Consider the following 22,570-nt stretch of genomic DNA (forward strand, 5'->3'; position numbering starts at 1 on the left):
CCCAGTCCGAAACGGCGCAGCGTTTTCCTGAACAATTGGGTGCTCCAGTATCTCAAATTTATATAGCCCGGCGCGGCGCAAGGCCAGCCCCGCCTGCTTGCGGCGTCAGCTACGGCCGAAGAGCCGTTCTATATCGGAAAGTTTCAGTTCGATATAGGTCGGACGGCCGTGATTGCACTGGCCGGAACCCGGCGTGTTTTCCATCTGCCGTAGAAGCGCGTTCATCTCCTCCGGCCGCATCCGCCGGCCGGAACGCACGGAGCCGTGGCAAGCCATGGTGGCCGCGACATATTCCAGCTTGTTGGCAAGCGTGGAGGCGGCGTCCCATTCGGCGATCTCGTCGGCAAGCTGGCGCACCAGCCCCTGCACGTTGACCTCGCCCAGCATGGCGGGCGTTTCCCGGACGGCGACTGCGCCCGGCCCGAAACGCTCGATGACGAGCCCCAGCGCATCGAAACCGACGGCATGATCCATCAGCCGGTCGCAATCCTCTTCCGGCAGATCGATGATCTCTGGGATGAGCAGCACCTGCGAAGGCGGCCGCCTGGAATGCAGCGCATTGCGCATCTGTTCGAACACCAGCCGCTCATGCGCGGCATGCTGATCGACGATGACGAGGCCGTTTTCCGTCTGCGCGATGATGTAGTTCTCGTGCAGCTGCGCCCGCGCGGCTCCGAGAGGATAAAGCACAGGTTCTGGCGAGGGGCTTGCGGCGGTCTCGTCAGTGTCCCGAGGTTCGGCCCGCGCCGTCGGCATGGTGATGTCGGAAAAGCGTGACTGCACGGCCTCCGCAAATTGCGCCCCGCCTGAAATTGCAAGCGGGCGGGAGGGCGAGGTGGCGGCGGACCACGGCGCGGGGGCTGCCATGGAAGGCGAGGGCCGGAGGCCGGACGGGCTGTAGCCGGGGCGGAAGGCGTTCATCATCTGGCTTGCACCCGTCGTTGCGGCCCTGTCGCCGTCACGCGTCAGCGCCTGCCGGATCGCTCCGACGATCAGCCCGCGAATGAGGCCGGGATCGCGAAAACGCACGTCGGATTTTGCCGGGTGCACGTTCACATCCACAAAGGCGGGATCGAGCGTGATGGACAGCACCGCGACCGGATATCGCCCATGCGGCACGGTTTCGGCATAGGCGCCGCGAATGGCGGATAAAAGCAGCTTGTCCTGCACCGGGCGGCCATTGACGAAGACATATTGATGCGCCGAGTTGCCGCGATTGAAGGTCGGCACGCCGGCAAAACCGGTCAGCGTCACATCCTCGCGCCCGGCATCGATCTCGATGGCGTTGTCCTTGAACTCGGCACCCAGAATCTGCGCCATGCGGCCAAGATGATCGTCGCCGGTCGAAGGGATTTCAAGCGTCGAGCGGTCGGTGCCGGAGAGCACGAAACGGATATGCGGAAAGGCGATCGCCATCCGTTTGACGACCTCGGTGATGGCGGCCGCCTCGGCGCGTTCTGTCTTCAGGAATTTCAACCGCGCCGGCGTGGCGAAGAACAGGTCGCGCACCTCGACGATGGTGCCGGCGTTCGAGGCGGCGGGCCGCACATCGGACACCTTGCCGCCGGTAACGGAAATCACCGAACCCTGTTCCGCGCCCTGTTGCCGGCTGGTGATTGTCAGCTTGGCGACGGAGCCGATGGATGGCAGCGCCTCGCCGCGAAACCCGAGCGTGCGGATATCGTCCAGCGTATCGGAAATCTTCGAGGTGCAGTGACGCCGGACCGCAAGCTCCAGATCGGCAGGCGACATGCCGGAGCCGTTGTCGGTGATCCGCACCAGCCCCTTGCCGCCGCCCGCCGTGGCGATCTCGATCCGCGTCGCGCCCGCGTCGATGGCGTTTTCCACCAGTTCCTTCGTGGCGCTAGAGGGCCTTTCGATGACCTCGCCGGCGGCGATCTGGTTGATGAGGGTTTCTGAAAGCTGCTTGATGGCCATGATCGTCATTTTCGCGGATTCGCCGTGGCTTCGAAAGCAAAAAACTCGAGCTGCGGAAATTTGCACATGTTTTGCGGCCTGTCTGGCATTCGATCATTTCCGTCAACATGGCGTTAAGCGTTAATCCGCCTTTAATCGGCCTTGATTATGGTGAGGCGGCTTGAAATGACCGCAGGAACGGGGCCGCCTTCGCCGGGCGGTGTGTGACGTCGAATATGGGTGAGCGTCATCTTCCCCTCAAGACTGCTTCAAGTTGCAAACCCTGATGTCTCTTTTTCGGAATTCTTCGTTTCATCCCGGCATCTGCCCTGGACGATTCCACTAGAAACATAAGCCTGACCCCTGAAAAACAGGCGGGAGTTTGCAGTTGAGTGATTTGGCGTCCTCTGGCGCGGGCGTTCATACGGTGATGCTTGATGCCCTTTGCGACGCGCTTGGCGCGGCGATCGTCGTTTACGACCGGAACGATCACATTATTTTCGCAAGCCGGAAACTCTTGAGCTTTTTTCCGCTGGAAGAGGCCGTCATCGGCCCGGGCGCGCGGCTGCGCGACTATCTGAGCGCGCTTTACGATTGTTATCTGCTCGAGGCGGAAAGCCTCTCCGCCAATGCCCGCCCGCTCGGCCGGGAGGAATGGATCGGCGAGCGGCTGGCGCTGCACTGGAAGGAAAGATCGGAAAAAACCGAGCGGCTGAAGGGAGAACGCTTCCTGCGCTTCGTCATGAACCGTCTGCCGTCCGGCCTCGGCATCAGCGTGGTTGCCGATATTTCCGAACAGAAGAAACGTGAAGAGCAATGGCGCATCGACCTCGAGCGCGTGCAGCTCATCGAGGATATTCTCGACAATCTGCCGTTTCCCGTCTTCGTCAAGGACCGGAACATGGCCTATGCCGCCGTCAACAAATCCGCCTGCGCTTTGGTCGAAACCAGCCCCGAGAGCATTCTCGGCCGCACCGTTTTCGATCTCCACTCGCGCAAGGTCGCCGGAAGGATCGATATTGCCGATCGTATGGTGCTGGATAGCGGCACGCCGAGCGTCATCCCCGAAAGGGTGCGGCGGCTGAACGGCGAAGAGGTGCTGACCATCACCCGCAAGCAGCGTGTGGGCAGGCCCGGCCGATATTTCCTGGTGACGACGATGGAGGACGTGACCGCTCTCGCCACCATCGATGCCAACGGCACGCCCGTCATTCCCTCGCTCGAACATGTCCCTTTCGTCGCCTCCACCTATGGCAAGGACGAAGAAACGGACAATCGCGGCGGGGTTTTAAAAAGCAAGGCGGTGCTGATCGTCTCTGAAAACGGACGCTTTGCGCAAGCCGCCGGTCGCCGGCTGACGGCGGGCGGCATGGACCATGCGGCGGTGACGAGCGAGGACGAGCAGCGTGCCTTCATCGACGTCGCGACCTCCGCCGGCGTGAGCATCGATGTGGTCGTTGTCGACGCCCAGATGAGCGTCGCCTGCCTCGATATTGCCGCCGCGCATGATCTGCCCGTCGTCACCATCGAGGAAGAGGAGATAGACGCTTCGCTGCTGCATTATCTTGCGGCCGGGCTGCAATCGTCCCCGAAGGAGAAAGCCGCCGACGAGGACTGGGAGATCATGACGGAGGATCTTCCGGAAATCCTCAAGACCGGCGGCGTCTGCGATATACTTCTCGTCGAGGATAACAGGGTCAACCAGATCGTCTTTTCGCAGATACTCGAGGGCCTCGGGCTTTCCTGGCGGCTTGCCACCTCGGGCGAGGAAGCCCTGCGTCTCTTTTCCGAACAGCCGCCTTCCGCCGTCCTGCTCGACACGACGCTGGGCGATATCGACGGCTTCGAAGTCGCGCGCCGCATGCGCGGTCTTTGCGGCGAGAAGCACATTCCCATCGTCGGCGTCATCACCCACGCTTTCGAGGGCGATCTCGACAAATGCCGGGCGTCCGGCATGGACGACATGCTGCTGAAACCCGTCAGCCCGGATATGGTCGAGGCGGTTTTCCTGCGGCTTTTCGGCAAGGATGTCCTGCGGCTGCAGGCCTGAAATTGCCTTTGTCGGGAGGCTATGGCTTTTTTAATACTTGCCCTGCATTGTGAGCGCGGTCGACACAGGATTCACGAGATGCAGGAATGAAACGGGCAGAGCCGCAAACGTTGCAGGTCAGCCAGAACGAGCTGCAGGCGATGGCCTACAGCGACCCGCTGACGGGGCTCGGCAACCGCTACCGTCTGCGGGACAAGATTCGCATGCTTGCCAGCGAGCGCTCCAGCGATCCGGCGCCCTTCACGGTCGGCATCGCCAATATAGACGGCTTCAAACCCATCAACGATCTGTTCGGCGTGCAGGCGGGCGATGAAATCCTGTGTCAGGTCGCGCACCGGCTGAAGGCCTGCATTCCCGATGGCGCGGTCGTGACGCGCCATGACGGCGACGAATTCGCCTTCGTGCTGCCGCTGGTGTTCGAGCGCACGGGCGCCGAGCGCATCGGCAACATGATCAAGGACGTGCTTTCGGCCCCTTACGATCTCGGCGATCGCAATGTCCGCCTGTCTTCCTCCTTCGGTTTCGCCATCTATCCTTTTGCCGGCGATGAATTCGAGGATTTACTGAAAAGCGCCGAGACGGCGCTCTATCGCTCCAAGAGACGTGGCCGCGGCCAGATCACCGTCTATTCGCGCGAAATCGCGCAGGAAATGAAGCGCGCCACGCAACTGGAACAGGCGCTCAGAAACGCCATCATAACCGATGCCATCGACGTGCATTTCCAGCCCATCGTCAGGCTGGAAGAGGCGAAGGTCATCGGTTTCGAGGCGCTCGCCCGCTGGAACGATCCCGATCTCGGTTTCGTATCGCCCGCCGTTTTCGTGCCGCTTGCCGAAGAGCGCGGTTTCATCGATGCGCTGTCGGAAGCTTTGCTCCGAAAGGCGGCGGAGGCAGCCCTGTTCTGGCCGCGTGAACTCTTCCTGTCCTTCAACCTCTCTTCCGCGCAATTGATGGACCCCAGCACGGCGGACAATATTCTCTCCATCCTCTCGCGTGTCGGCCTCGATCCGCACCGGCTGGAGCTTGAGATCACCGAAACGGCTGTGATGACTTCCGCCGATACCGCCCAGCGCATCATCAGCGAATTGCAGAGCGCCGGCGTTCGCATTTCTCTGGATGATTTCGGCACCGGCCAGTCGAGCCTCGGCCGTCTGCGCGATTTCACCTTCGACAAGGTGAAGATCGACCGCGCCTTCGTGTCGCGCATCAGCAGCGACCGCCCTTCCGAACATATCATCAAGGCCATCGTCGCCATGTGCGAAGGGCTCGATCTCGAAGTCGTGGCCGAGGGGATCGAAGAACGGGCGGAAGAGGAAAAGCTGCGCGCGCTCGGCTGCGCCATGGGGCAGGGCTATTTCTACGGCCGCCCTGCCGATGCCGCCGCGACCCAGCGGTATCTGCACGAGAATTACCGCGAGATATTGTCGGATATTTCCTGAGGCGGTACGGCTTGGCCGTGACGCTTGTTGGAGAAAACTGCATCTCGGCCAAGCTTGTGTGCGCCGGCGCATCCCCACAACCCTCATTCCTGTGCTTGTCACAGGAATCCAGCCGACGCGCGTCTGCGCGGCGAAACGACTCCTTTCAGCCCAAGGACTTGGGCTGGCTAGATTCCTGTGACAAGCACAGGAATGAGGGAGGTCGTTTCGGGAACAACCCTTGCCAGAAGGCTCTCCACGTTTTGTTGCGTGCGGCCTGCGCCGCGCCTTAGAGCCTGTAAAGCGGCTCGAACCGACCCTTCACCTCAACCCCCAGCTCGAACGTCAACCCATGCTGCGGATTGGCGGCAATGGCGTCGTCATCGAGATGTTCGCGCGCCGAGGTGACGAGAAGGCGCGATGCGTCGGGGCCGATGAAGGCCGGGCAGGTCGTCTGTCCGCCGGGCACCTCATATCGGGCAATGTGATTGCCGTCCGTGTCGTAACGATCCACAGCGCCTACGCCCCAGCGGGCGTTCCAGATATGCCCTTCGGCATCGCAGACCGACCCGTCGATGCCGCCTTTGATACCGGTGGAATCGATGAAGACTTCAGCCTTGCCCGCGGGAAGGCCGGTCTCCGCATGGAGCGGCACCCGCATCAGCCTGTTCACCTTGGTATCGACGTAATATCCCGTCGCGCCATCGGGCGAAAAGCAGATCGAATTCGGAATGCTGATCTCGGCAAAGAGCTTGGTCACGGTGCCCTTCGCGACATGATAGATGCTGCCCGCACCGGTCTCCGCCTTGCGGCCCATGGTGCCGATCCACAGCGCGCCGGAGGGGTGCATGCGCCCGTCATTGGAGCGGTTGCCGGGCAAATCCTTTTCCAGCTCCGCATGCAGCGTCAGCACGCCGGTTGCCGTGTCGCGCAGGAAAAGCCCGTCATCGGAGGCGATCAGCTGCTTGCTGTCGCTGACCTTGGCGAGCGCACTGCCCATGAAGGGCAGGGCGTGCACGGTCTTGCGGCCGGAGGCGAGATGCAGCTCATGCAGTTCCCGCTCGAGAATATTGAACCACCAGGCGGTGCCGGTCGCAGGGTCGAAGGTCGGGCCTTCACCGAGCAGCATCGGCGTCTCGTCCAGAACACGTCCGGCAAAGGGAAAAACAGTCGCCAAGCTCTTATCCTCCGATGGCTGCATCATAGGCTGAAAGTGTGACAGTGGCGCGTTCGCGCACCTCCGCTGCCGTCATGCCCGGCTTGTAAAGGCTGGTGCCAAGGCCGAAAGCCACGATACCGGCCGAGGTATATTCAGCGAAATTCTTGTCCGAGACGCCGCCGACGGCGGCGATCACCAGATCCTTCGGCAGGATCGTCCGGATCGCGTTGATGCCGGCGGGGCCGATGATGCTGGCGGGAAAGAATTTCAGCCCGGTCGCGCCGGCCTTCGCGGCCACCAGCGCCTCGGTGGGGGTCAGAACACCCGGCATCGTCACCATGCCCTTGACGCGCGCGGCAACGATCACATCGGCGTCGGCATTGGGGCTCACCATCAGCTTGCCGCCGGCCGCATCCAGCGAGGCCACGTCTTCCACGCTGAGCACGGTGCCCGCGCCGATCAGGCAATCGGCGGGCGCCATCTTCGCGGCGATCTCGATGGAGCGGAACGGATCGGGCGAGTTGAGCGGAATTTCAATGGCCCGGAAGCCGGTTTCGATCAGCGCGCCGACGACGCCTTCGGTTTCCTCGGGCTTCAGACCGCGCAGGATGGCGATCAACGGATATTTGATGGAAGGGAAGGGAATACGCATGGTCGATCTTTCTTCTTATGGCCAGATGGCATTTGCAGCGGCCAGCAATCCGCGCCGCACGGCCTCGTCTGCATCGATGACCGTATAGTGGATATCAAGGGCGGTGAAGGCGCCTTCGTAAAGCGCGCCGAGCGCACCGGAGCCGATCAGCACCACCGGCGTCTCGCGCCGCGCTGTCGAATGCGCGCCGGCGATTTCCAGCCCGATCATGATGCCGGAAAGCTTGGCCTTGGCATCGGTGGCGGTGAGGCCGTGCAGCAACTGGCCGGAGCGAAGGGTGAAAAAGCGATTGGTCGCAAGCTGCGGATTGGCGTAGATGTCGCGCACCGCGGCCGTGAAAGCCTCATGCTCGCCGGTAAAGGCTTCCGCCTCGGCCACCGCATGGGAAAGGATCGTCTGTTTCGAGACGACTTCGAAGAGTTCGCCGGTCATGAACGTGGCGAAACCCGTCACGCCGCCATCCTTCACGGTTACCCATTTGGAATGGGTGCCGGGCATGCAGACCAGCTTTTCACCGGCGTCCGAGGAAGCGAGAGCGCCGAGCAATTGCGTTTCCTCGCCGCGCATGACATCGGGCGCGTTTTTGTCCCGTTGCGCCAGCCCCGGCAGAATACGCACATCCCGCACCTGGCCCGGCACGCGAACCGCCCCATCGAGAACGGCCGAAAGCGGTGCCGGCACGTCGATATAACCCGCCTCGACCCAGCCCTGCCGCGCGCCTGCCATGCCGCAGACGAGAACCGGCAAACCTTCCGGCGCGCCGATGGCGTCGAGATGCGATTGCAGCACATCGGCAAAACCGGTCCGCATGGCGGTGGTCATGCCTTCCGTGCTTCTGCGCTCCGCCAGCACCGCGCCCGATCGGCTCATGAGCCAGAGCCGGAAACTGGTCGTGCCCCAGTCGACGGCGATGAAAGCGGGTTCAGACATTATAGGAGGCCTCCGTCTACGATTATGGATTGCGCCGTGATGGCGCCCGATGCCGATGATGCGAGAAACAGGCACGGGCCAGCCAGATCGGCGGCGACGAGCGTGCGTTTCAGACATTGCCGCGCGGTGGTGGCGGCAATGCCCTCATCCGTCAGCCATAGTTCCTTCTGCCGCTCCGTCACGATCATGCCGGGCAGCAGCGTGTTGACGCGGATATTTTCCGGCCCCAGCCGTCCGGCAAGGCTTTTCGTCAGGCCGATGATGCCGGCCTTGGCCGCCGCATAGGAGGGCAGCTCGCCCATGTTGAGCAGAAACGAGATGGACGAGAAATTGACGATGGAGGCGTCCTTCGCCTGCCGCAGATAGGGCAGGGCTGCCTGAACCGTGAAGAACATCTGCTTGAGATTGACCGCCTGATTGGCGTCCCAATAGGCCTCCGTCACCGTGTCTATGTCGTGGCGGTCGTCCCAGGCGGCGTTGTTGACCAGCACCTTGATGCCGCCGGTGGCGGAAGCCGCCGCCTCCACCGTCTTTCCGATCGCCGCAATATCGCGAAGGTCGGTCTTGAAGAAGTGGACCGGATGCGGCGTCGTCGTTGCAAGCCGCTTGACGAGCGCCAGGCTCGGCTCTTCGGCGATATCGATGAACGAAACCTTCGCGCCCTGCATCGCAAAGGCTTCCACCAGCGATGCCCCGATGCCGGAACCGCCGCCGGTGACGAGCACGCCCGCATCCTTGAGGTCCGGAAATTGGGCTTGCGTCATCGGCGTCATCTCGTCCATGAAAGGCTTGATTGTTCCATTATTTGGAACTAGATTTTACTAAATGGAATTATTCTCTTGGCGTCACGCTTATGTCAAGGCAGATGATGGTGGATGTTGCCATGCCCGATAATAAAAAGCCCAATGGGCAAAAGCCTGATGCGGTTCCGATGACGCAACGGAAAACCGGAGTTGAGACGGGCACGCTCGGCAAGGCCGTCTCGCTGCTGGAGTTGATCGCCTTTGCTGAAAAACCGATGCGCTTTACCGATGTGGTCGAAGCCTGCGGCCAGCCGCGCGGCACGGTTCACCGCCAGCTCGCCCATCTCGTTGCCGAAGGCCTTGTCGATCACGCTGCCGATCAGACCTATGCTGTGGGGCTGAGGTTGCTGCAACTGGCCGCGAAAGCCTGGAGCGGCAACGATCTGCGCAGCGTCGCGGCCCCCCATCTGGCGGCCTTGCAGGAGGTGACGCAGGAGTCGGTGCATCTCGCCGTGCTGAACGGCAGACAGGTCACCTATCTCGACAAGATGGAGGGGCAGCATACATTGCGCATGCATTCGCAGGTGGGCAAAACCTCGCCAGCCTATTGCACCGGGGTGGGCAAGGCGGCGCTGTCGCTGCTGTCAGCCGACGATCTGGCGCAGCTGGCGGCGGAACTGGATTTTCATCGCTTCACGGAAAGCACGGTCACGACGCCGGAAGCGCTGATGGCGGAGGTGGCGACCATTCGCGACAACGGCTACGGGTTCGACCTTCAGGAGCACGAGATCGGAATTCACTGCGTCGCCGCGCCGGTCCGGGCGCCCGGCCGCAATTTTCGCGCGGCGATTTCCGTCACCGGTCCGGCCTATCGCGTGGATGTGGAACAGCTTCGCAAATGGGCCCCTCTGGTGCGCGAGACCGCCGACAGGATTTCCGACGATCTTGCCTGCAGATTATCCCCGGTTGCGGATGGTTGAAGAAAATAGGGTGCGCAGTCCCTGGATTTTCCCGTGCGGAACCGCTGGCCATGCACCCATTCTTATGCGTTCGATATTATTTTCGACTATTCTGAATTAAGTTTTCAACTTTTGTTTGCATGAATCGTTTTGGTGAGTAACATCCGCAACAATTTCCGGGCAAGGGCGGGCCTTTGCGGCGGCATTTTCTCATTCTCGAAGAACAGCTTTGATGCAGAAAACAGAGACGGCCGCCGTTCAGTCGATTGGTGTTGATTGCGTTCGCGAGATCGCCGATCTCAACACGCAATTCGATATATTCCGGTTTCTGAAACGGCTGACGGAGGCCTGGGAATTCAAGGCTTTCATGGTGCTCGACCTGTCTTCGGAAGTGGCGAGCGAACTGTCGCAATATACGATCATCACCAGCTGGCCGGCCGAGCTTCTGCAGCGTTACGATGAAGAGGGTATGCTCCAGACCAGCCGGGTGATGGCGCAGTTGAAAAAATCGACCGTGCCCTTTTCCGTCTCCATGGATTTTCTGGTCAGAGGCGACGGAGAAATCGCCAAGAAAACCGTGATCAACCTTTTCGAACGGTTCGAGATGATCAATTCGGTCTGGTTCCCCGTTCACGACATTACCATGCGACGGGGCGCGGTATCCTTTTCCGGCAACAAGACGGCTGTGCCCGCCAGCCGGCTTGCGGAGCTTTTTTATATTTCCAGCCATGTCTTTGCCCGGCTGTCTGAAATCCGTCGCCTCGATCTCAGGGTTCCCGAAACCTTGAGCGAGCGGGAGATCGACTGCCTGAACTGGACCGCCGCCGGCAAGACCAGCGCCGAAATCGCTGAAATCATGATGCTGTCGGAACATACCATCAATCATTACCTGAACCGCGCGACGAAAAAACTCGACACGGTCAACCGCACCCAGGCCGTCGCAAAAGCGCTGCGGGTCGGCCTGATAAAATAGCGAAATCTTAATTTTATCATTGTGATAAACCGCTTCCTGGGCGATCCTCTTTTCGAATCACCGGAAAGGAGAAATCGTTTGCCGGAACGGCATAAGGTAAAAGCAGGATTTTCTCCGACTATCGATTGCGCCGTGCTGATAGCCGCTGCCGAAAAAGGCTTTGCTGCCGATGAAGGCATAGAACTCGAACTTTTCCGAAAACAGTCCGCCCGCGCCGTGCTTGCGGCGCTTGGCGAGGATGGCGTTCACGTCGCGCATCTGCCCGCTCCGGTTCCCGTCGGCTCCGCTGTCGGCCTCGACGATCTGCCGGCCGATATTGTCGGCGTTTTCACGCTTTCCCTCGGTGGATCGGCGACGACCGTTTCCCACGGATTTTATGAGGAGCTCTACCGCGAAGGGCTGAAGCTGCCGGACCCGGCGGCTTTTGGACGCGCCATGGCCCGTGTCTGCGCCGCGCGCCGGGCGGCGGGCGGAAATCCGCCGGTCTTTGCGGTCGAGGATATCGTCTCGACGCCCTTTTATGCGCTGCGTTACCTGCTCGGCAGCTGCGGCGTGCTGCTCGGCCGGGATATGGAAATCGTCGAGGCCCTGCCGAAGGCGATGCCGGCGCTCCTGGAAAGCGGCAAGGTCGATGCGCTCTGTACCGCCGAACCGGCGGGCAGCGCCGTGGTGCTCGGCGGCGCCGGCCGGATCGTCACCACGGGGGCGTTGATCTGGCACAATGCGCCGGAAAAGATACTGGCTACGAAGAAGCGCTGGGCGGAGGAGAACCCCTCCCTTCTGGAAGGGCTGTTGCGCGCCCTTTACCGTGCCGGCGAATGGTGCGCCAATGCCGCCAATATAGAGGAACTGGCCGGCATTCTCGCCGCCCCTCAATATATGGATGAGAACGGCGAATTCCTGCTGCCGGCGCTGACGGGCTATATTTCCACCTCGCAGCGGGACATGCAGCGTTTTCAGGAGTTTTTTGTGACCAGCGCCAAGGCCGCCAATTTTCCCTGGCAGAGCCAGGCCCTGTGGTTCTTCAGCCAGATGTTGCGCTGGGGCGAGGTTTCCGCCGATTACCGGTTCGATCCCGCCGTGGTGGAGGCGGCCCGCAACGCCTACCGGCCGGATATTTTCCGCAAGGCGATGAAACCGCTTTTCGTGCCGGTGCCGGGTGCTAATCTGAAGCTCGAGGGCACGCTGCGCGAGCCTGTTCATGTCGGCGCATCGCGCACGGGTCTGGTGCTCGGCCCCGACTGTTTTTTCGACGGCCATGTTTTCGATCCGGAAACGCTCGAGATGGACGACGAAATCTGAAACCGCAGCGTTAAATCGTCGCGAATGCCGGACTGTCGCGCTTTGGCATTGGCGAAGCGCTCCGGCTTGTCTATGGATGGCACGCAATACCCGGTCGGATGATGAAGCGGAGCAGGAATATGGCAGAGGTCAGCAGAAGCCAGGTGGAAAAGGCGCTGGAAGCGGTGATCTATCCCGGCAGCGGCAAGAGCATTGTCGCACTCGGCATGGTCTCGGAAATCTTCATCGCCGATGCGAAGGCCTATTTCTCGATCACTGTCCCGGCCGACAAGGCTGCGGAGATGGAGCCGTTGCGGCTTGCCGCCGAACAGGCGGCCAAAAGCGTGGAAGGTATCGTTGGCGCAGTCGTGGCGCTGACGGCCGACCGCAAGCCCGGCCAGCAGCAACCCGCACCCGCGCGCCCCGCCGCCGCAACCGGCCGGCCGGCGCAACAGCCCGGCTCGTCGAAGGTCGGCGTTCCGGGTGTGCGGGCCATCATCGCCGTCGCCTCGGGCAAGGGCGGGGTGGGCAAGTCGACCACCGCAGTCAATCTGGCGCTCGGCCTCCAGTCGCTCGGCCTCAAGGTCGGCATGCTCGATGCCGATATTTATGGCCCTTCGCTGCCGCGACTGCTGAAAATTTCCGGCCGCCCGCAGCAGCAGGAAGACCGCATTATCCTTCCCATGGAAAATTACGGGCTGAAGGTCATGTCCATGGGCTTTCTGGTGGATGAGGAAGCCGCGATGATCTGGCGCGGGCCGATGGTGCAGTCCGCCCTCATGCAGATGCTGCGCGAGGTGGCCTGGGGCGAACTGGATGTGCTGGTGCTGGACATGCCGCCCGGCACCGGCGATGCGCAGCTTACCATCGCCCAGCAGGTGCCGCTCGCCGGCGCCGTCATCGTTTCCACGCCGCAGGATCTGGCGCTGATCGACGCACGCAAGGGCATCACCATGTTCCGCAAGGTGGAGGTTCCGCTCCTCGGCGTCATCGAGAACATGAGCTATTTCATCGCGCCCGATACCGGCGCGCGCTACGATATTTTCGGCCATGGCGGCGCGAAGGCCGAAGCCGAAAGGATCGGCGTGCCCTTCCTCGGCGAAGTGCCGCTCACCATCTCCATCCGCGAAATGTCGGACGCCGGAACGCCGGTCGTCGCCGCTGAGCCCAATGGCCCGCAGGCCGCGATCTATCGCGATATTGCCGAAAAAGTCTGGGCGCGCATCGGTGCGGACGAGAGAAAAGCGGCGCCGAAGATCGTTTTCGAATAGCGCGGCAATCATGGACACAAAATCGGGCAGGTGTCTGGCCGATTTGAATAATCCTTTGAAAACAGAAGATTAATCGCCAGTATCGAGCGGGCTTTCCGGATTTGAACTGCAGAAATGCTTCGCCTGCAATGCTGTCGAGAAAAAATATTGCTTGATTGCATCTCGCTTTGGGCGCATACGCCTGCGCCGTTTGGCTCTTGGTCCATCGGGCTGGCGAGATTGTGAAAATCCCGCTCGTTCCGGCGTTCCCTGAAGTGTCGTCCAAGGGTTTGCCGAGCGCAAACAGGATATGTTAAGCAGCATTGCGGCTGAAGCCTGCAATGTGGAGCGGAGAAACGGATTGATAAAAGCCTATCGCGCCAATTGCGAGGCGATCAGCCTGTCGTCAGACGACGGCTCCGGACAGATTCCCGACGACATCGTCTGGATCGATCTCGTCAATCCGGACAGGGCGGAAGAGCAGCATGTGGAAAAGCTGCTGGGGCTCGATCTGCCCACCCGCGAAGATCTGAAGGATATCGAACCCTCCAGCCGGCTTTATATGGAAGACGGCAATGTCTTCATGACCGCCTCCCTGGTGTGGAAAGCGGATTCGGACGATCCCCGTCTCACCGACGTCGCCTTCATCCTTGCCGGCAAGCGTCTGGTGACGATCCGTTACGCCGAGCCGAAATCCTTCCATCTCTTCATTGCCGCCATCACCCGCGTTCCGCACGAGATGCGCAGCGGCGCGGCGCTGCTCCTGAAGCTGCTGGAAACCATCGTCGACCGCACGGCGGAAATTCTCGAAAACTCGGTTACGGGGATCGACAATCTCGCTGCCGACATTCTCGGCAGCCAGGCTCGTTCCAAACGCAAGGCGCCGCGCTATCTCGAAGACCGCCTCGGCAACATCGCAGCCTATCACCGGCTGATATCGAAGGTCCGCGTGAGCCTTGCATCTCTGGCGCGCCTTCAGACCTTTCTGTCCACCAGCGATCAGGTGCGCGAAGACAAGGGCGCGCGGGAGCAGGGCAAGTCGATCGGCCGCGATATTCAGTCGCTGAACGAACATGCCTCCTTCGTTTCCGGCAATCTGACCTTCCTGCTGGACGCCTCGCTTGGTATCATCAACATCGAGCAGAACGGCATCATCAAGATTTTTTCCATCGCTTCGGTGGTGTTTTTGCCGCCGACGCTGGTGGCCTCTGTCTACGGAATGAACTTTCAGCTCATGCCGGAGTTGAACTGGACATTCGGTTATCCGCTCGCGCTCGTCATCATGCTGATGTCCGCCATCATCCCGTTTCTCTTTTTTCGTTGGAAGGGCTGGCTCTGAGGAGCCAGGATCATCATGTCCCAGATCGCTGACAAGGATGTTGCCGAGAAACCGGATGCGGATGACGAGCACAAGAACAAGGGGCTTTACGCCGCGATCCTTGGTTCCATCGGCGTCGTCTATGGCGATATCGGTACCAGCCCGCTCTATGCCTTCCGCGAGGCCCTGCGGCCCATCGCCTATGATGGCGTGACGCAGGAAGAAGTCATCGGCCTCACATCGCTGATGATCTGGTCTTTGACCATCATCGTCACCTTCAAATACATCACGCTGCTGCTACGCGCCGACAATGACGGCGAGGGCGGCACGCTGTCGCTGCTGGCGCTGCTGATGAAAACGGCGGGCACCCATCGTGGCGTTCTCATCGTGCTCGGCCTCATCGGCGCGGCGCTGTTTCTGGGCGACGCCATGATTACGCCGGCACTATCGGTGCTTTCCGCGGTGGAGGGTCTGAAGCTCGTCACGCCGGAAATGGACGCCTTCATCATCCCGATCTCCGTCGGCATTCTCATCGGCCTTTTCGCCATCCAGTCCCACGGCACGGGTACGGTGGCGAAATTCTTCGGGCCGATCACCGCCGTCTGGTTCATCGTCATGGGTCTGGCCGGTCTCCTCCATATCGCCGATGATTTCAGCATCCTCTTTGCCTTCAATCCGTGGCATGCGGTGGAGTTTCTGGCCAGTGAAGGCTTCTACGGCATCGTTGTGCTTGGCGCGGTTTTCCTGACGATCACCGGGGCGGAAGCGCTTTACGCCGATCTCGGCCATTTCGGCCGCCGTCCCATCCAGTGGGCGTGGTTCTGTCTGGTTTTCCCGGCATTGACGCTGAATTATCTCGGGCAGGGCGCGCTGGTGCTGAAAGACCCGGCGGCGATGTCCAATCCTTTCTACCTGATGTTCCCGCAATGGGCGATCCTGCCGGCCGTCATTCTGGCGACCGCCGCCACCATCATCGCCAGCCAGGCGGTCATAACAGGCGCGTTTTCGCTCGTGCGTCAGGCGATCCATCTCGGCTACCTGCCGCGCATGGAAATCCTCTTCACCTCGGAAACCAATACGGGGCAGATTTACCTGCCGGCCGTCAACACCATCCTGCTGTTCGGTGTCGTGGCGCTGGTGCTCACCTTCAAGAGTTCGGATGCGCTGGCCACCGCCTACGGTATTTCCGTCACCGGCGCGATGGTCGTCACCAGCCTGATGTTCTTCGAATTCGTGCGCAAGCGCTGGCAATGGTCGGTCTGGCTGGCCATTGCCGTTCTGGCCCCGCTTCTGGCGCTGGAGCTGATCTTCCTCGGCGCGAACCTCCTGAAGATTCACGATGGCGGTTATGTGCCGGTGCTGCTGGCAATCGCCTTCACCGTCATCATGACCACCTGGCAGCGCGGTTCGAGAATCCTCTTCGCCAAGACCCGCCGTATCGATGTGCCGCTGAAGGCTTTCATCGCCTCGGTGGAAAAGGAAAGCGCCCATGCGCCGGTGCGTGTGCCCGGCACGGCCATCTTCCTCACCGGCGATCCGGAAGCGGCGCCGGCTGCATTGCTGCACAATCTCAAGCATAACCACGTCCTTCACGACAAGAACGTCATCCTGACGATCCGCACCGAAGACCAGCCCCGCGTTCATCCCGCAGATCGTTATACGCTGACGAAGATGAGCGAGCGCTTTGTCGTGGTCGAACTGCATTTCGGCTTCATGGAAACCCAGAACGTCACCCAGGCGCTGGGTTATCTCAGGCGCACCGGCTACAAGTTCGACATCATGTCGACCTCGTTTTATCTCGGCCGCCGCAAGCTGGTGCCGGATCCGAAATCTGGCATGCCGGGCTGGCAGAACCGCCTGTTCATCGCGCTGGCCGAAACCGCCGCCGATCCGTCCGATTATTTCCGCCTGCCGGCCAACCGCGTGGTGGAACTGGGTTCGCACGTCGTCGTCTGACGAAGTGGGCGTGCCCTTAGTGTAGCTGGGCGGTCTCCTTCTTTCCGTCATACCGGCTCGAGGCCGGAATGACGGATGTGGAGATGCCCTGCGGGACAGTTATGATCGGCACATGCGAACTCGACTCCACGCCACGCGCATTAGAAGATGGTTACACATTAACGTGAAGCCGCGTCCGCGCGCGGCGTTAACCAAGCATCAAGGTTAATAAGAGATTCTCGAACACCTGTAGCAAATATGGTTGTCGGTGTTCGGAGTGCTGGTTTTGCGTTCGAAAAGAGTAATGCGTCGTCGGTCCCCCGTGTCCCTTCAGGGGTGGGCGTCAAAATGGACCTCGCCCGTCGTCTTCGGCCTTGCCGCCTGGCTCGTTTTCCCCTCCCTCGCTGCGCGCGCGGATCTGGCCTCGCTTCTGGCCGGTCTGGATAATGGCGGCGAGCAATGGCGCATGGTGCTGACGGCCTCTCCGGCGGGCTCGGTGCACAATGCCTCGCTCACCTTCAACGATGCGGCAGGGGAGGCGGCGCTGCAGGGCGGCGGCATGACCCTGCCCAATGGCAGCAAGGTCGCCTTCGTCACCAACAAGAAGGGCGAGGCAACGACGCCCGACAGCGAGCGCGTCAACCGCGCGGCCAAGAAGGGCCGCATCGTCGCCACCGAAATCATGCAGCCGCCCAAGGCCTTCACCGCCGGTTCCGTCCTGCAGCGCACAAGCATGCTGGATATCGAGCCGCTGAAGCGCAAGGACCGCACCGCTTTCGTCAAGCCGAAGCGCGGCAAGGATGTGGAACTCGCCTCCTTCTATTTCCGCCGCGAGGAAAAGAAGGCGGACAGAAGCGTCTCGCCGATGCTGGCCGAACTCATCACCAATCGCACGCCGGATATTCTCGCCACGGCCTATGCGCCGTCCGAACCGGATTTCGCCCGCGAGTCGCCCTTCGACGCCATTCTCAAAAAGCCCGAGGCCGGCCGTTTCGTGCCGCAGATCGCCGAGGACGACCACGCCTGGGCAGCCACCCCGCTGCCCGCCACCGTGTTTTCCGCAGCCGAACAGCAATGCCTCGCCTCCGGTATCTATTTCGAGGCGCGCGGAGAATCGGTGAAGGGGCAGGCGGCGGTGGCGCAGGTCATTCTCAATCGCGTGCGCAATCCCGCTTATCCGAAAACCATCTGCGGCGTCGTCTATCAGAACAAGGACTGGCGTAACCGCTGCCAGTTTTCCTTCGCGTGCGACAATATCAAGGACCGGGTGAATTCCGAACGGCATTGGAAAATGGCGCGCGAAGTGGCCATGGCCACCACCGCCGGCAAAATCTGGATGAAGGAAGTGGGTTCGGCTACCCATTATCACGCCGTTTATGTGCGTCCCGCCTGGGGCCGCACGATGAAGAAGGTCGGCAGAATCGGATTGCACGTCTTTTACCGTACCTATGGTGGCGGCTGGAGCTGATACCACCGCCGATTTATCGCATTTTGCGTGTCAAAAATGCCGATTCCTTTGCGAAACATCGCAGTCAAACGGCGATTTGAGATCAAGCTGTTGTTTTTGCATGATTAATTTGTGCTGCAACAACCGTCGCCAGTGCCTTGACTAGAGAAGCCCCTAAAACTATGTTGCGCGCGACTTCAGAGCGGGCTGGAACAGGCTTAATCCGTCACCGTTTACAACTCCAAAGGGTTCTGGCATGGCTGGAACGGAGAAAATGGGTGGGATTTTAAGATGACTGGCAACCGTGACGATAGTCTGGACGAGCGCCGCAAGCGTCTTGCCGAAGAGTTGGCGAAGGTGAAGGCGGAGGATGAGGCGGAAGTGAGGGCGGAGACCAACGCTGCGGAAAGCCGGAAGGGCTTTGCGATGGCGGTTAAGCTCTCATCGGAGTTCATTTCGGCCATCGTGGTCGGCGCTATGCTGGGTTATCTTCTGGACTATTTTGCCGGCACGACGCCGTGGGGGATGATCGTTCTTCTTCTTCTCGGTTTCTGCGCAGGCGTATTGAATGTGTTGCGCTCGACGGGCGCGGTGGCCAAGCCGCCGCTGCTGGAGAAGGCGGACAGGCGAGACGAGGGTGGAAAAGGCGGCGTTTAAGCTGTTTTTTCTTGCAGTTGAGATGCCGCGACAGGCGGCGACAGGTAAAGAGGGCAGCCGGTGGCAAACGATCCGACCCATCAGTTCTTGGTGCAGCCGATCATTCCGATCGAAATTGGCGGCGTCGATTTTTCCTTCACCAATGCGTCGCTCTTCATGGTCGCGACCGTGGCTGCGGCTTCCGGTTTCCTTTATTTCGCAACGTCGAACCGCGGTCTGATCCCGACCCGCATGCAGTCCGTCGCTGAAATGTCCTATGAATTCATCGCCTCCATGCTGCGCGAAGGCGCCGGCAAGAAGGGCATGGTATTCTTCCCCTTCGTATTCTCGCTGTTCATGTTCGTGCTGACGGCCAATCTTCTCGGCATGTTCCCGTATTTCTTCACGGTCACCAGCCAGATCATCGTCACCTTCGCGCTCGCCTGCCTCGTCATCGGCACGGTCCTGGTTTACGGTTTCTGGAAGCATGGCCTGCATTTCTTCGGCATCTTCGCCCCCTCGGGCGTGCCCAAGGCGCTTTTGCCGCTTGTGGCGTCGATTGAAATGATCTCGTTCCTGTCGCGCCCGATCAGCCTTTCGGTTCGTCTTTTTGCGAACATGCTGGCCGGCCACATCACTCTCAAGGTTTTCGCAGGCTTCGTCGCCTCCATGAGCGCGCTCGGCGCGCTCGGTGTCGGCGGTGCTGTCCTGCCTCTCATCATGACGGTCGCCATGACCGCTCTCGAATTTCTCGTTGCCTTCCTGCAGGCTTATGTCTTCGCGGTACTGACTTGCATGTACCTGAACGACGCCGTGCATGGTGGTCACTGAGAAGTAAAGTCGCTGGCCCCGGCAACGGGCGTCAAAAACAGCCGCAACAACCAATATCTCAAGGAGTCTCACATGGAAGCGGAAGCAGCAAAGTACATCGGCGCAGGTCTCGCATGCCTCGGCATGGCTGGTACGTCCCTCGCACTCGGCCGTATCTTCGGTGATTACCTGTCCGGCGCACTGCGCAACCCCTCTGCTGCCGACAGCCAGTTCGGCCGTCTGGTATTCGGCTTCGCCGTTACGGAAGCTCTGGGCATCTTCTCGCTGCTCGTTGCTCTCCTTCTCCTGTTCGCTGTTTAATATCGGCATCAGGTCTGGATCACGGCCCGCAAATGGCGTGCCGTGATCCTTCGCATTTGCAGTACCCCTGGAGGTGAGCATGTTCGTGACCGAGGCTTATGCCCAGTCAGCACCGACCGTAGGTGAAACGCATACGGAAACTCCGGCTGTCGGCCAGCCGCAACCGGAAGCCACGCACACGGAAACCGGTGTGGCGCACGGCGCCGAACACGGCGCTTCCGGCGTATTCCCGCCGTTCGACCAGTCCACTTATGCATCGCAGGTTCTCTGGCTGGCGATCACGTTCGGCCTTTTCTACCTGCTCATGCAGAAGGTCATCGTTCCGCGCGTCGGCGGCATTCTCGAAAACCGTCACGGACGCATCGCACAGGATCTCGATGAAGCGGCACGGCTGAAAAGCGAAGCCGACGCTGCCGTCGAAACCTATGAAAAAGAACTCGCGGCAGCCCGCGCCAAGGCAGGCTCCATCGGCGCTGCGGCCCGTGACGCCGCAAAGGCGAAGGCCGATGCCGACCGCGCCGCTATCGAAGCCGGTCTTGCCGAGAAGCTCGCCGCCGCCGAAAAGCGCATTGCGGGCATCAAGGAACAGGCATTCGCCGATGTCGGCGCCATTGCCGAAGAAACCGCGACCGCCATCGTCGACCAGCTGGTTGGCGCCAAGGTCAAGGACACGGACGTCAAGGCAGCGATTGCCGCCGCTTCGAACGTGAAGGGAGCCTGATATGGCATTTGATGCATCATTTTTCGCTCTCGTCGGTCTCGTCCTCTTCTTCGTTCTGGTCGCCTATCTCAAGGTTCCCGGCATGCTCGCCAAGTCTCTGGACGAGCGCGCCCAGAACATTCAGGACGAGCTGGCCGAAGCCAAGCGCCTGCGCGAAGAGGCCCAGCACCTGCTGGCCGAATATCAGCGCAAGCGTAAGGAAGCCGAGGCGGAAGCCGCAGGTATCGTTGCCGCCGCCGAGCGCGAGGCCGCAGCCCTGACGGAAGAAGCCAAGCAGAAGACGGAAGAATTCGTCGCCCGCCGCACGGCCCTTTCGGAACAGAAGATCAAGCAGGCCGAAGACGACGCCATCGGCGCCGTCCGCGCCGCCGCCGTGGATATCGCCATTGCCGCTTCCGAGAAGCTCATTGCCGAAAAGACCACCGCCGCCGCAAAGGCCAAGCTTTTCACCGCCACGATCGGCGAAGTGAAGTCGAAGCTGAACTGAGATTTATCTCGGACTGTTCAAAGCCCCTCCGGCGCAAGCCGTGAGGGGTTTTTGTTTGAGGTGGAAAAGGCTGGTTCGGGATATGGTGCCGCCTGTACTATGGAAATGCGGCATGCGCTCCAGCAGGCGTCCCTCGGAGGTGGCGGTGATTGGCTTTATTGTTTTTGGCGCTGAATGTCGGATTGCGCTTCCGCTTTGCGCCAGAAGCGGACGGATGAAGTGTGCATCGCCTGATTGCCGCGGCGCCGAAAGCGAAGGCGGCCCTCCCATACCTGGCGCAGCATTTTCCAAGGGTCGACCGTCAGCAGTGTGGGCTAAGCCGCCGTTCGTCTAATCGTTCAGACTCTTTAGAACTTGTTGGTAGAACGCGCCTTGTGCATTCTCAGCAGTAGACCTTACGATCCATTCCCAATCCAAATTCAGTTTTCCTAGCGGGACCAGTTGCTGCGCGATCTCAACCGGTGTGGTCTCGTCGCTGGTTCCGTTCTCCCAGTCGTGAAAGGCCGATGAGTATCGAACGACCGCTCCGCTGATCGGCAAATCCAGCAACCCTCCCTCGGCAAAAAACCTCAACCCGTCGCCCATTTCTTCCCCGATAAGTTTGAGCCTACGTCCCAAACGATGTTTGAGGATGGCTACGAACACTATCGCTGCGGAAAACGTGAATTTGTCGACAAGCACAGCAACCTGCCCGCCTGCGTTTTCAGAGATGGCGTCGATCAAGGGCATCGTTTGAAGGAAGTCGCCACCCGTGTTTCCGCGAACGTCAATCAAGAGTTTTTTGTTCGGGCAGGTGCTTACATGCTCCGCTGCACCAGAGATGGCCTTCGGCAGCGCAGTTTCGCCTGGATCGAAGAAACTTGGCAATGATATTGAAAGCCCAAGCCCCTGCCAGTCCTTGATCTCCACAAATCTCTCGGGCTTCCAGGCCGGATCAGCCTTGCCATGCTCGTTTCTCGGGTAGAGCATCGATGCAGGAACCGTATGCCCGTTCTCCACTTTCAAATCGGTTATTCGCCCATTCTCGTCTTTCACGCGATATTCGGTCGTATTCTCTTTTGAAGAAAAACCGAGATGGGCCAACGCATACGGCCATGCCAGAAGAATCGGTCCGATGACCCGCTTCCTCTGGCGCGTTCCCGCCAGAAATTTCTCTGCGGCGGCTTCAATATGGCCCAAAGGTCTGCCGTTGACTGCTATCAGCTCTCCTCTTGGCGCAGTCGTTTCCAGTGCCGTGTCAGTTAACTGCACCACCGTCCCGACGCTCACAAACCTCAGCGGGAGCACCGCGATGGAATCGTTCGGGATCAGCCGTGTGTGTCCGTTGTCGGGAAGTGCGAGCAGGCGCATCGCGGAGAACAGAAAGGCCTCTTTGGAGCCCTCCAAAGCGTATCGTCGAGTGTCACAAATGCAGCTGTCTATCGTCGCCTGTTCGATCAGCCGAAAGCTGGGATCGGTTGGCAGGACAGTTTCCAGAATTTTCTCGAGGTCTTGCGTCAGGGACATGATTTACGGTGCGCATAGTTGCTCGTCGATGTCCAGATCGGGTCGATAGCGGAGGTT

The 22,570-nt window shown here is 60.6% G+C and carries 20 protein-coding genes; 14 read left to right on the top strand and 6 right to left on the bottom strand.

Annotation, left to right across the window (positions count from 1 at the left end; translation table 11 throughout):
- Nucleotides 1-105 precede the first annotated feature (105 nt).
- On the bottom strand, nucleotides 106-1,938 hold the full coding sequence (gene mutL, locus L901_RS24160; RefSeq protein ID WP_059760864.1) for a DNA mismatch repair endonuclease MutL: 1,833 nt from the start codon (nucleotides 1,936-1,938) through the stop codon (nucleotides 106-108).
- A 409-nt stretch (nucleotides 1,939-2,347) separates the two neighbouring features.
- On the opposite strand from mutL, the gene L901_RS24165 reads away from it, so the two are divergent.
- Both L901_RS24165 and L901_RS24170 read left to right on the top strand, forming a co-directional pair.
- On the top strand, nucleotides 2,348-3,967 hold the full coding sequence (locus L901_RS24165; RefSeq protein WP_059760866.1) for a response regulator: 1,620 nt from the start codon (nucleotides 2,348-2,350) through the stop codon (nucleotides 3,965-3,967).
- A gap of 86 nt (nucleotides 3,968-4,053) precedes the next feature.
- A complete protein-coding gene (locus tag L901_RS24170; protein WP_003521030.1) occupies nucleotides 4,054-5,406 on the top strand; it encodes a bifunctional diguanylate cyclase/phosphodiesterase in 1,353 nt (450 codons plus the stop codon).
- Between the two features lie 268 nt (nucleotides 5,407-5,674).
- Here L901_RS24170 and L901_RS24175 read toward each other — a convergent pair whose 3' ends face one another.
- From L901_RS24175 to L901_RS24190, 4 genes are read right to left on the bottom strand one after another with little or no spacing between them, the layout of a single operon-like run.
- Nucleotides 5,675-6,562, bottom strand: coding sequence for an SMP-30/gluconolactonase/LRE family protein (locus L901_RS24175; protein ID WP_059760768.1), 888 nt, complete (start codon nucleotides 6,560-6,562; stop codon nucleotides 5,675-5,677).
- 4 nt (nucleotides 6,563-6,566) lie between these two features.
- Nucleotides 6,567-7,196 carry a 2-dehydro-3-deoxy-6-phosphogalactonate aldolase gene (locus L901_RS24180; RefSeq protein ID WP_003521032.1) on the bottom strand — a complete coding sequence of 210 codons (630 nt, stop codon included), beginning with the start codon at nucleotides 7,194-7,196 and terminating at the stop codon, nucleotides 6,567-6,569.
- Between the two features lie 15 nt (nucleotides 7,197-7,211).
- Nucleotides 7,212-8,126 (bottom strand): 2-dehydro-3-deoxygalactonokinase, encoded by a 915-nt coding sequence (locus tag L901_RS24185; protein ID WP_059760770.1) that lies wholly within the window; start codon nucleotides 8,124-8,126, stop codon nucleotides 7,212-7,214.
- Nucleotides 8,126-8,908 (bottom strand): SDR family NAD(P)-dependent oxidoreductase, encoded by a 783-nt coding sequence (locus L901_RS24190; protein ID WP_059760772.1) that lies wholly within the window; start codon nucleotides 8,906-8,908, stop codon nucleotides 8,126-8,128. The genes L901_RS24185 and L901_RS24190 overlap by 1 nt, the downstream gene beginning before the upstream one ends.
- Nucleotides 8,909-8,979: 71 nt before the next feature.
- On the opposite strand from L901_RS24190, the gene L901_RS24195 reads away from it, so the two are divergent.
- The 12 genes from L901_RS24195 (at nucleotide 8,980) to L901_RS24250 (ending at nucleotide 21,007) form a co-directional block, all read left to right on the top strand.
- The gene (locus L901_RS24195) at nucleotides 8,980-9,849 is read left to right on the top strand and encodes an IclR family transcriptional regulator (protein ID WP_059760774.1); all 870 of its coding nucleotides are present in this window, start codon (nucleotides 8,980-8,982) and stop codon (nucleotides 9,847-9,849) included.
- Between the two features lie 211 nt (nucleotides 9,850-10,060).
- Nucleotides 10,061-10,801 (top strand): autoinducer binding domain-containing protein, encoded by a 741-nt coding sequence (locus tag L901_RS24200; protein ID WP_020809269.1) that lies wholly within the window; start codon nucleotides 10,061-10,063, stop codon nucleotides 10,799-10,801.
- 78 nt (nucleotides 10,802-10,879) lie between these two features.
- On the top strand, nucleotides 10,880-12,103 hold the full coding sequence (locus L901_RS24205; RefSeq protein WP_059760775.1) for a CmpA/NrtA family ABC transporter substrate-binding protein: 1,224 nt from the start codon (nucleotides 10,880-10,882) through the stop codon (nucleotides 12,101-12,103).
- A 119-nt stretch (nucleotides 12,104-12,222) separates the two neighbouring features.
- Complete coding sequence (locus L901_RS24210; protein ID WP_059760777.1) at nucleotides 12,223-13,353, top strand: Mrp/NBP35 family ATP-binding protein; 1,131 nt, start codon at nucleotides 12,223-12,225, stop codon at nucleotides 13,351-13,353.
- 340 nt (nucleotides 13,354-13,693) lie between these two features.
- A complete protein-coding gene (locus L901_RS24215) occupies nucleotides 13,694-14,671 on the top strand; it encodes a magnesium transporter CorA family protein (protein ID WP_059760778.1) in 978 nt (325 codons plus the stop codon).
- Nucleotides 14,672-14,686: 15 nt separating this feature from the next.
- Complete coding sequence (locus tag L901_RS24220; RefSeq protein WP_020809266.1) at nucleotides 14,687-16,606, top strand: potassium transporter Kup; 1,920 nt, start codon at nucleotides 14,687-14,689, stop codon at nucleotides 16,604-16,606.
- A gap of 283 nt (nucleotides 16,607-16,889) precedes the next feature.
- Nucleotides 16,890-18,053, top strand: coding sequence for a cell wall hydrolase (locus L901_RS24225; RefSeq protein WP_059760780.1), 1,164 nt, complete (start codon nucleotides 16,890-16,892; stop codon nucleotides 18,051-18,053).
- A 270-nt stretch (nucleotides 18,054-18,323) separates the two neighbouring features.
- On the top strand, nucleotides 18,324-18,689 hold the full coding sequence (locus tag L901_RS24230; RefSeq protein ID WP_059760782.1) for an AtpZ/AtpI family protein: 366 nt from the start codon (nucleotides 18,324-18,326) through the stop codon (nucleotides 18,687-18,689).
- Between the two features lie 60 nt (nucleotides 18,690-18,749).
- A complete protein-coding gene (locus L901_RS24235) occupies nucleotides 18,750-19,499 on the top strand; it encodes a F0F1 ATP synthase subunit A (RefSeq protein WP_003521045.1) in 750 nt (249 codons plus the stop codon).
- A gap of 72 nt (nucleotides 19,500-19,571) precedes the next feature.
- The gene (locus L901_RS24240; RefSeq protein WP_003494147.1) at nucleotides 19,572-19,799 is read left to right on the top strand and encodes a F0F1 ATP synthase subunit C; all 228 of its coding nucleotides are present in this window, start codon (nucleotides 19,572-19,574) and stop codon (nucleotides 19,797-19,799) included.
- Nucleotides 19,800-19,878: 79 nt separating this feature from the next.
- The gene (locus tag L901_RS24245) at nucleotides 19,879-20,520 is read left to right on the top strand and encodes a F0F1 ATP synthase subunit B (RefSeq protein WP_059760786.1); all 642 of its coding nucleotides are present in this window, start codon (nucleotides 19,879-19,881) and stop codon (nucleotides 20,518-20,520) included.
- 1 nt (nucleotide 20,521) lies between these two features.
- Nucleotides 20,522-21,007 (top strand): F0F1 ATP synthase subunit B, encoded by a 486-nt coding sequence (locus tag L901_RS24250; RefSeq protein ID WP_020810758.1) that lies wholly within the window; start codon nucleotides 20,522-20,524, stop codon nucleotides 21,005-21,007.
- Nucleotides 21,008-21,337: 330 nt separating this feature from the next.
- Here L901_RS24250 and L901_RS24255 read toward each other — a convergent pair whose 3' ends face one another.
- A complete protein-coding gene (locus L901_RS24255; RefSeq protein WP_059760787.1) occupies nucleotides 21,338-22,513 on the bottom strand; it encodes a hypothetical protein in 1,176 nt (391 codons plus the stop codon).
- Nucleotides 22,514-22,570: the final 57 nt, after the last annotated feature.

It is taken from the genome of Agrobacterium sp. D14 (assembly GCF_001526505.1).
GTDB lineage: Bacteria > Pseudomonadota > Alphaproteobacteria > Rhizobiales > Rhizobiaceae > Agrobacterium > Agrobacterium leguminum.

Bases quoted from the DNA above. Each gene is read 5' to 3' on its own strand.
- mutL (WP_059760864.1), bottom strand. From the start codon at position 1,938: ATGGCCATCAAGCAGCTTTCAGAAACCCTCATCAACCAGATCGCCGCC.
- L901_RS24165 (WP_059760866.1), top strand. From the start codon at position 2,348: ATGCTTGATGCCCTTTGCGACGCGCTTGGCGCGGCGATCGTCGTTTAC.
- L901_RS24170 (WP_003521030.1), top strand. From the start codon at position 4,054: ATGAAACGGGCAGAGCCGCAAACGTTGCAGGTCAGCCAGAACGAGCTG.
- L901_RS24180 (WP_003521032.1), bottom strand. From the start codon at position 7,196: ATGCGTATTCCCTTCCCTTCCATCAAATATCCGTTGATCGCCATCCTG.
- L901_RS24185 (WP_059760770.1), bottom strand. From the start codon at position 8,126: ATGTCTGAACCCGCTTTCATCGCCGTCGACTGGGGCACGACCAGTTTC.
- L901_RS24190 (WP_059760772.1), bottom strand. From the start codon at position 8,908: ATGGACGAGATGACGCCGATGACGCAAGCCCAATTTCCGGACCTCAAG.
- L901_RS24195 (WP_059760774.1), top strand. From the start codon at position 8,980: ATGTCAAGGCAGATGATGGTGGATGTTGCCATGCCCGATAATAAAAAG.
- L901_RS24200 (WP_020809269.1), top strand. From the start codon at position 10,061: ATGCAGAAAACAGAGACGGCCGCCGTTCAGTCGATTGGTGTTGATTGC.
- L901_RS24210 (WP_059760777.1), top strand. From the start codon at position 12,223: ATGGCAGAGGTCAGCAGAAGCCAGGTGGAAAAGGCGCTGGAAGCGGTG.
- L901_RS24220 (WP_020809266.1), top strand. From the start codon at position 14,687: ATGTCCCAGATCGCTGACAAGGATGTTGCCGAGAAACCGGATGCGGAT.
- L901_RS24225 (WP_059760780.1), top strand. From the start codon at position 16,890: ATGCGTCGTCGGTCCCCCGTGTCCCTTCAGGGGTGGGCGTCAAAATGG.
- L901_RS24230 (WP_059760782.1), top strand. From the start codon at position 18,324: ATGACTGGCAACCGTGACGATAGTCTGGACGAGCGCCGCAAGCGTCTT.
- L901_RS24240 (WP_003494147.1), top strand. From the start codon at position 19,572: ATGGAAGCGGAAGCAGCAAAGTACATCGGCGCAGGTCTCGCATGCCTC.
- L901_RS24245 (WP_059760786.1), top strand. From the start codon at position 19,879: ATGTTCGTGACCGAGGCTTATGCCCAGTCAGCACCGACCGTAGGTGAA.
- L901_RS24250 (WP_020810758.1), top strand. From the start codon at position 20,522: ATGGCATTTGATGCATCATTTTTCGCTCTCGTCGGTCTCGTCCTCTTC.
- L901_RS24255 (WP_059760787.1), bottom strand. From the start codon at position 22,513: ATGTCCCTGACGCAAGACCTCGAGAAAATTCTGGAAACTGTCCTGCCA.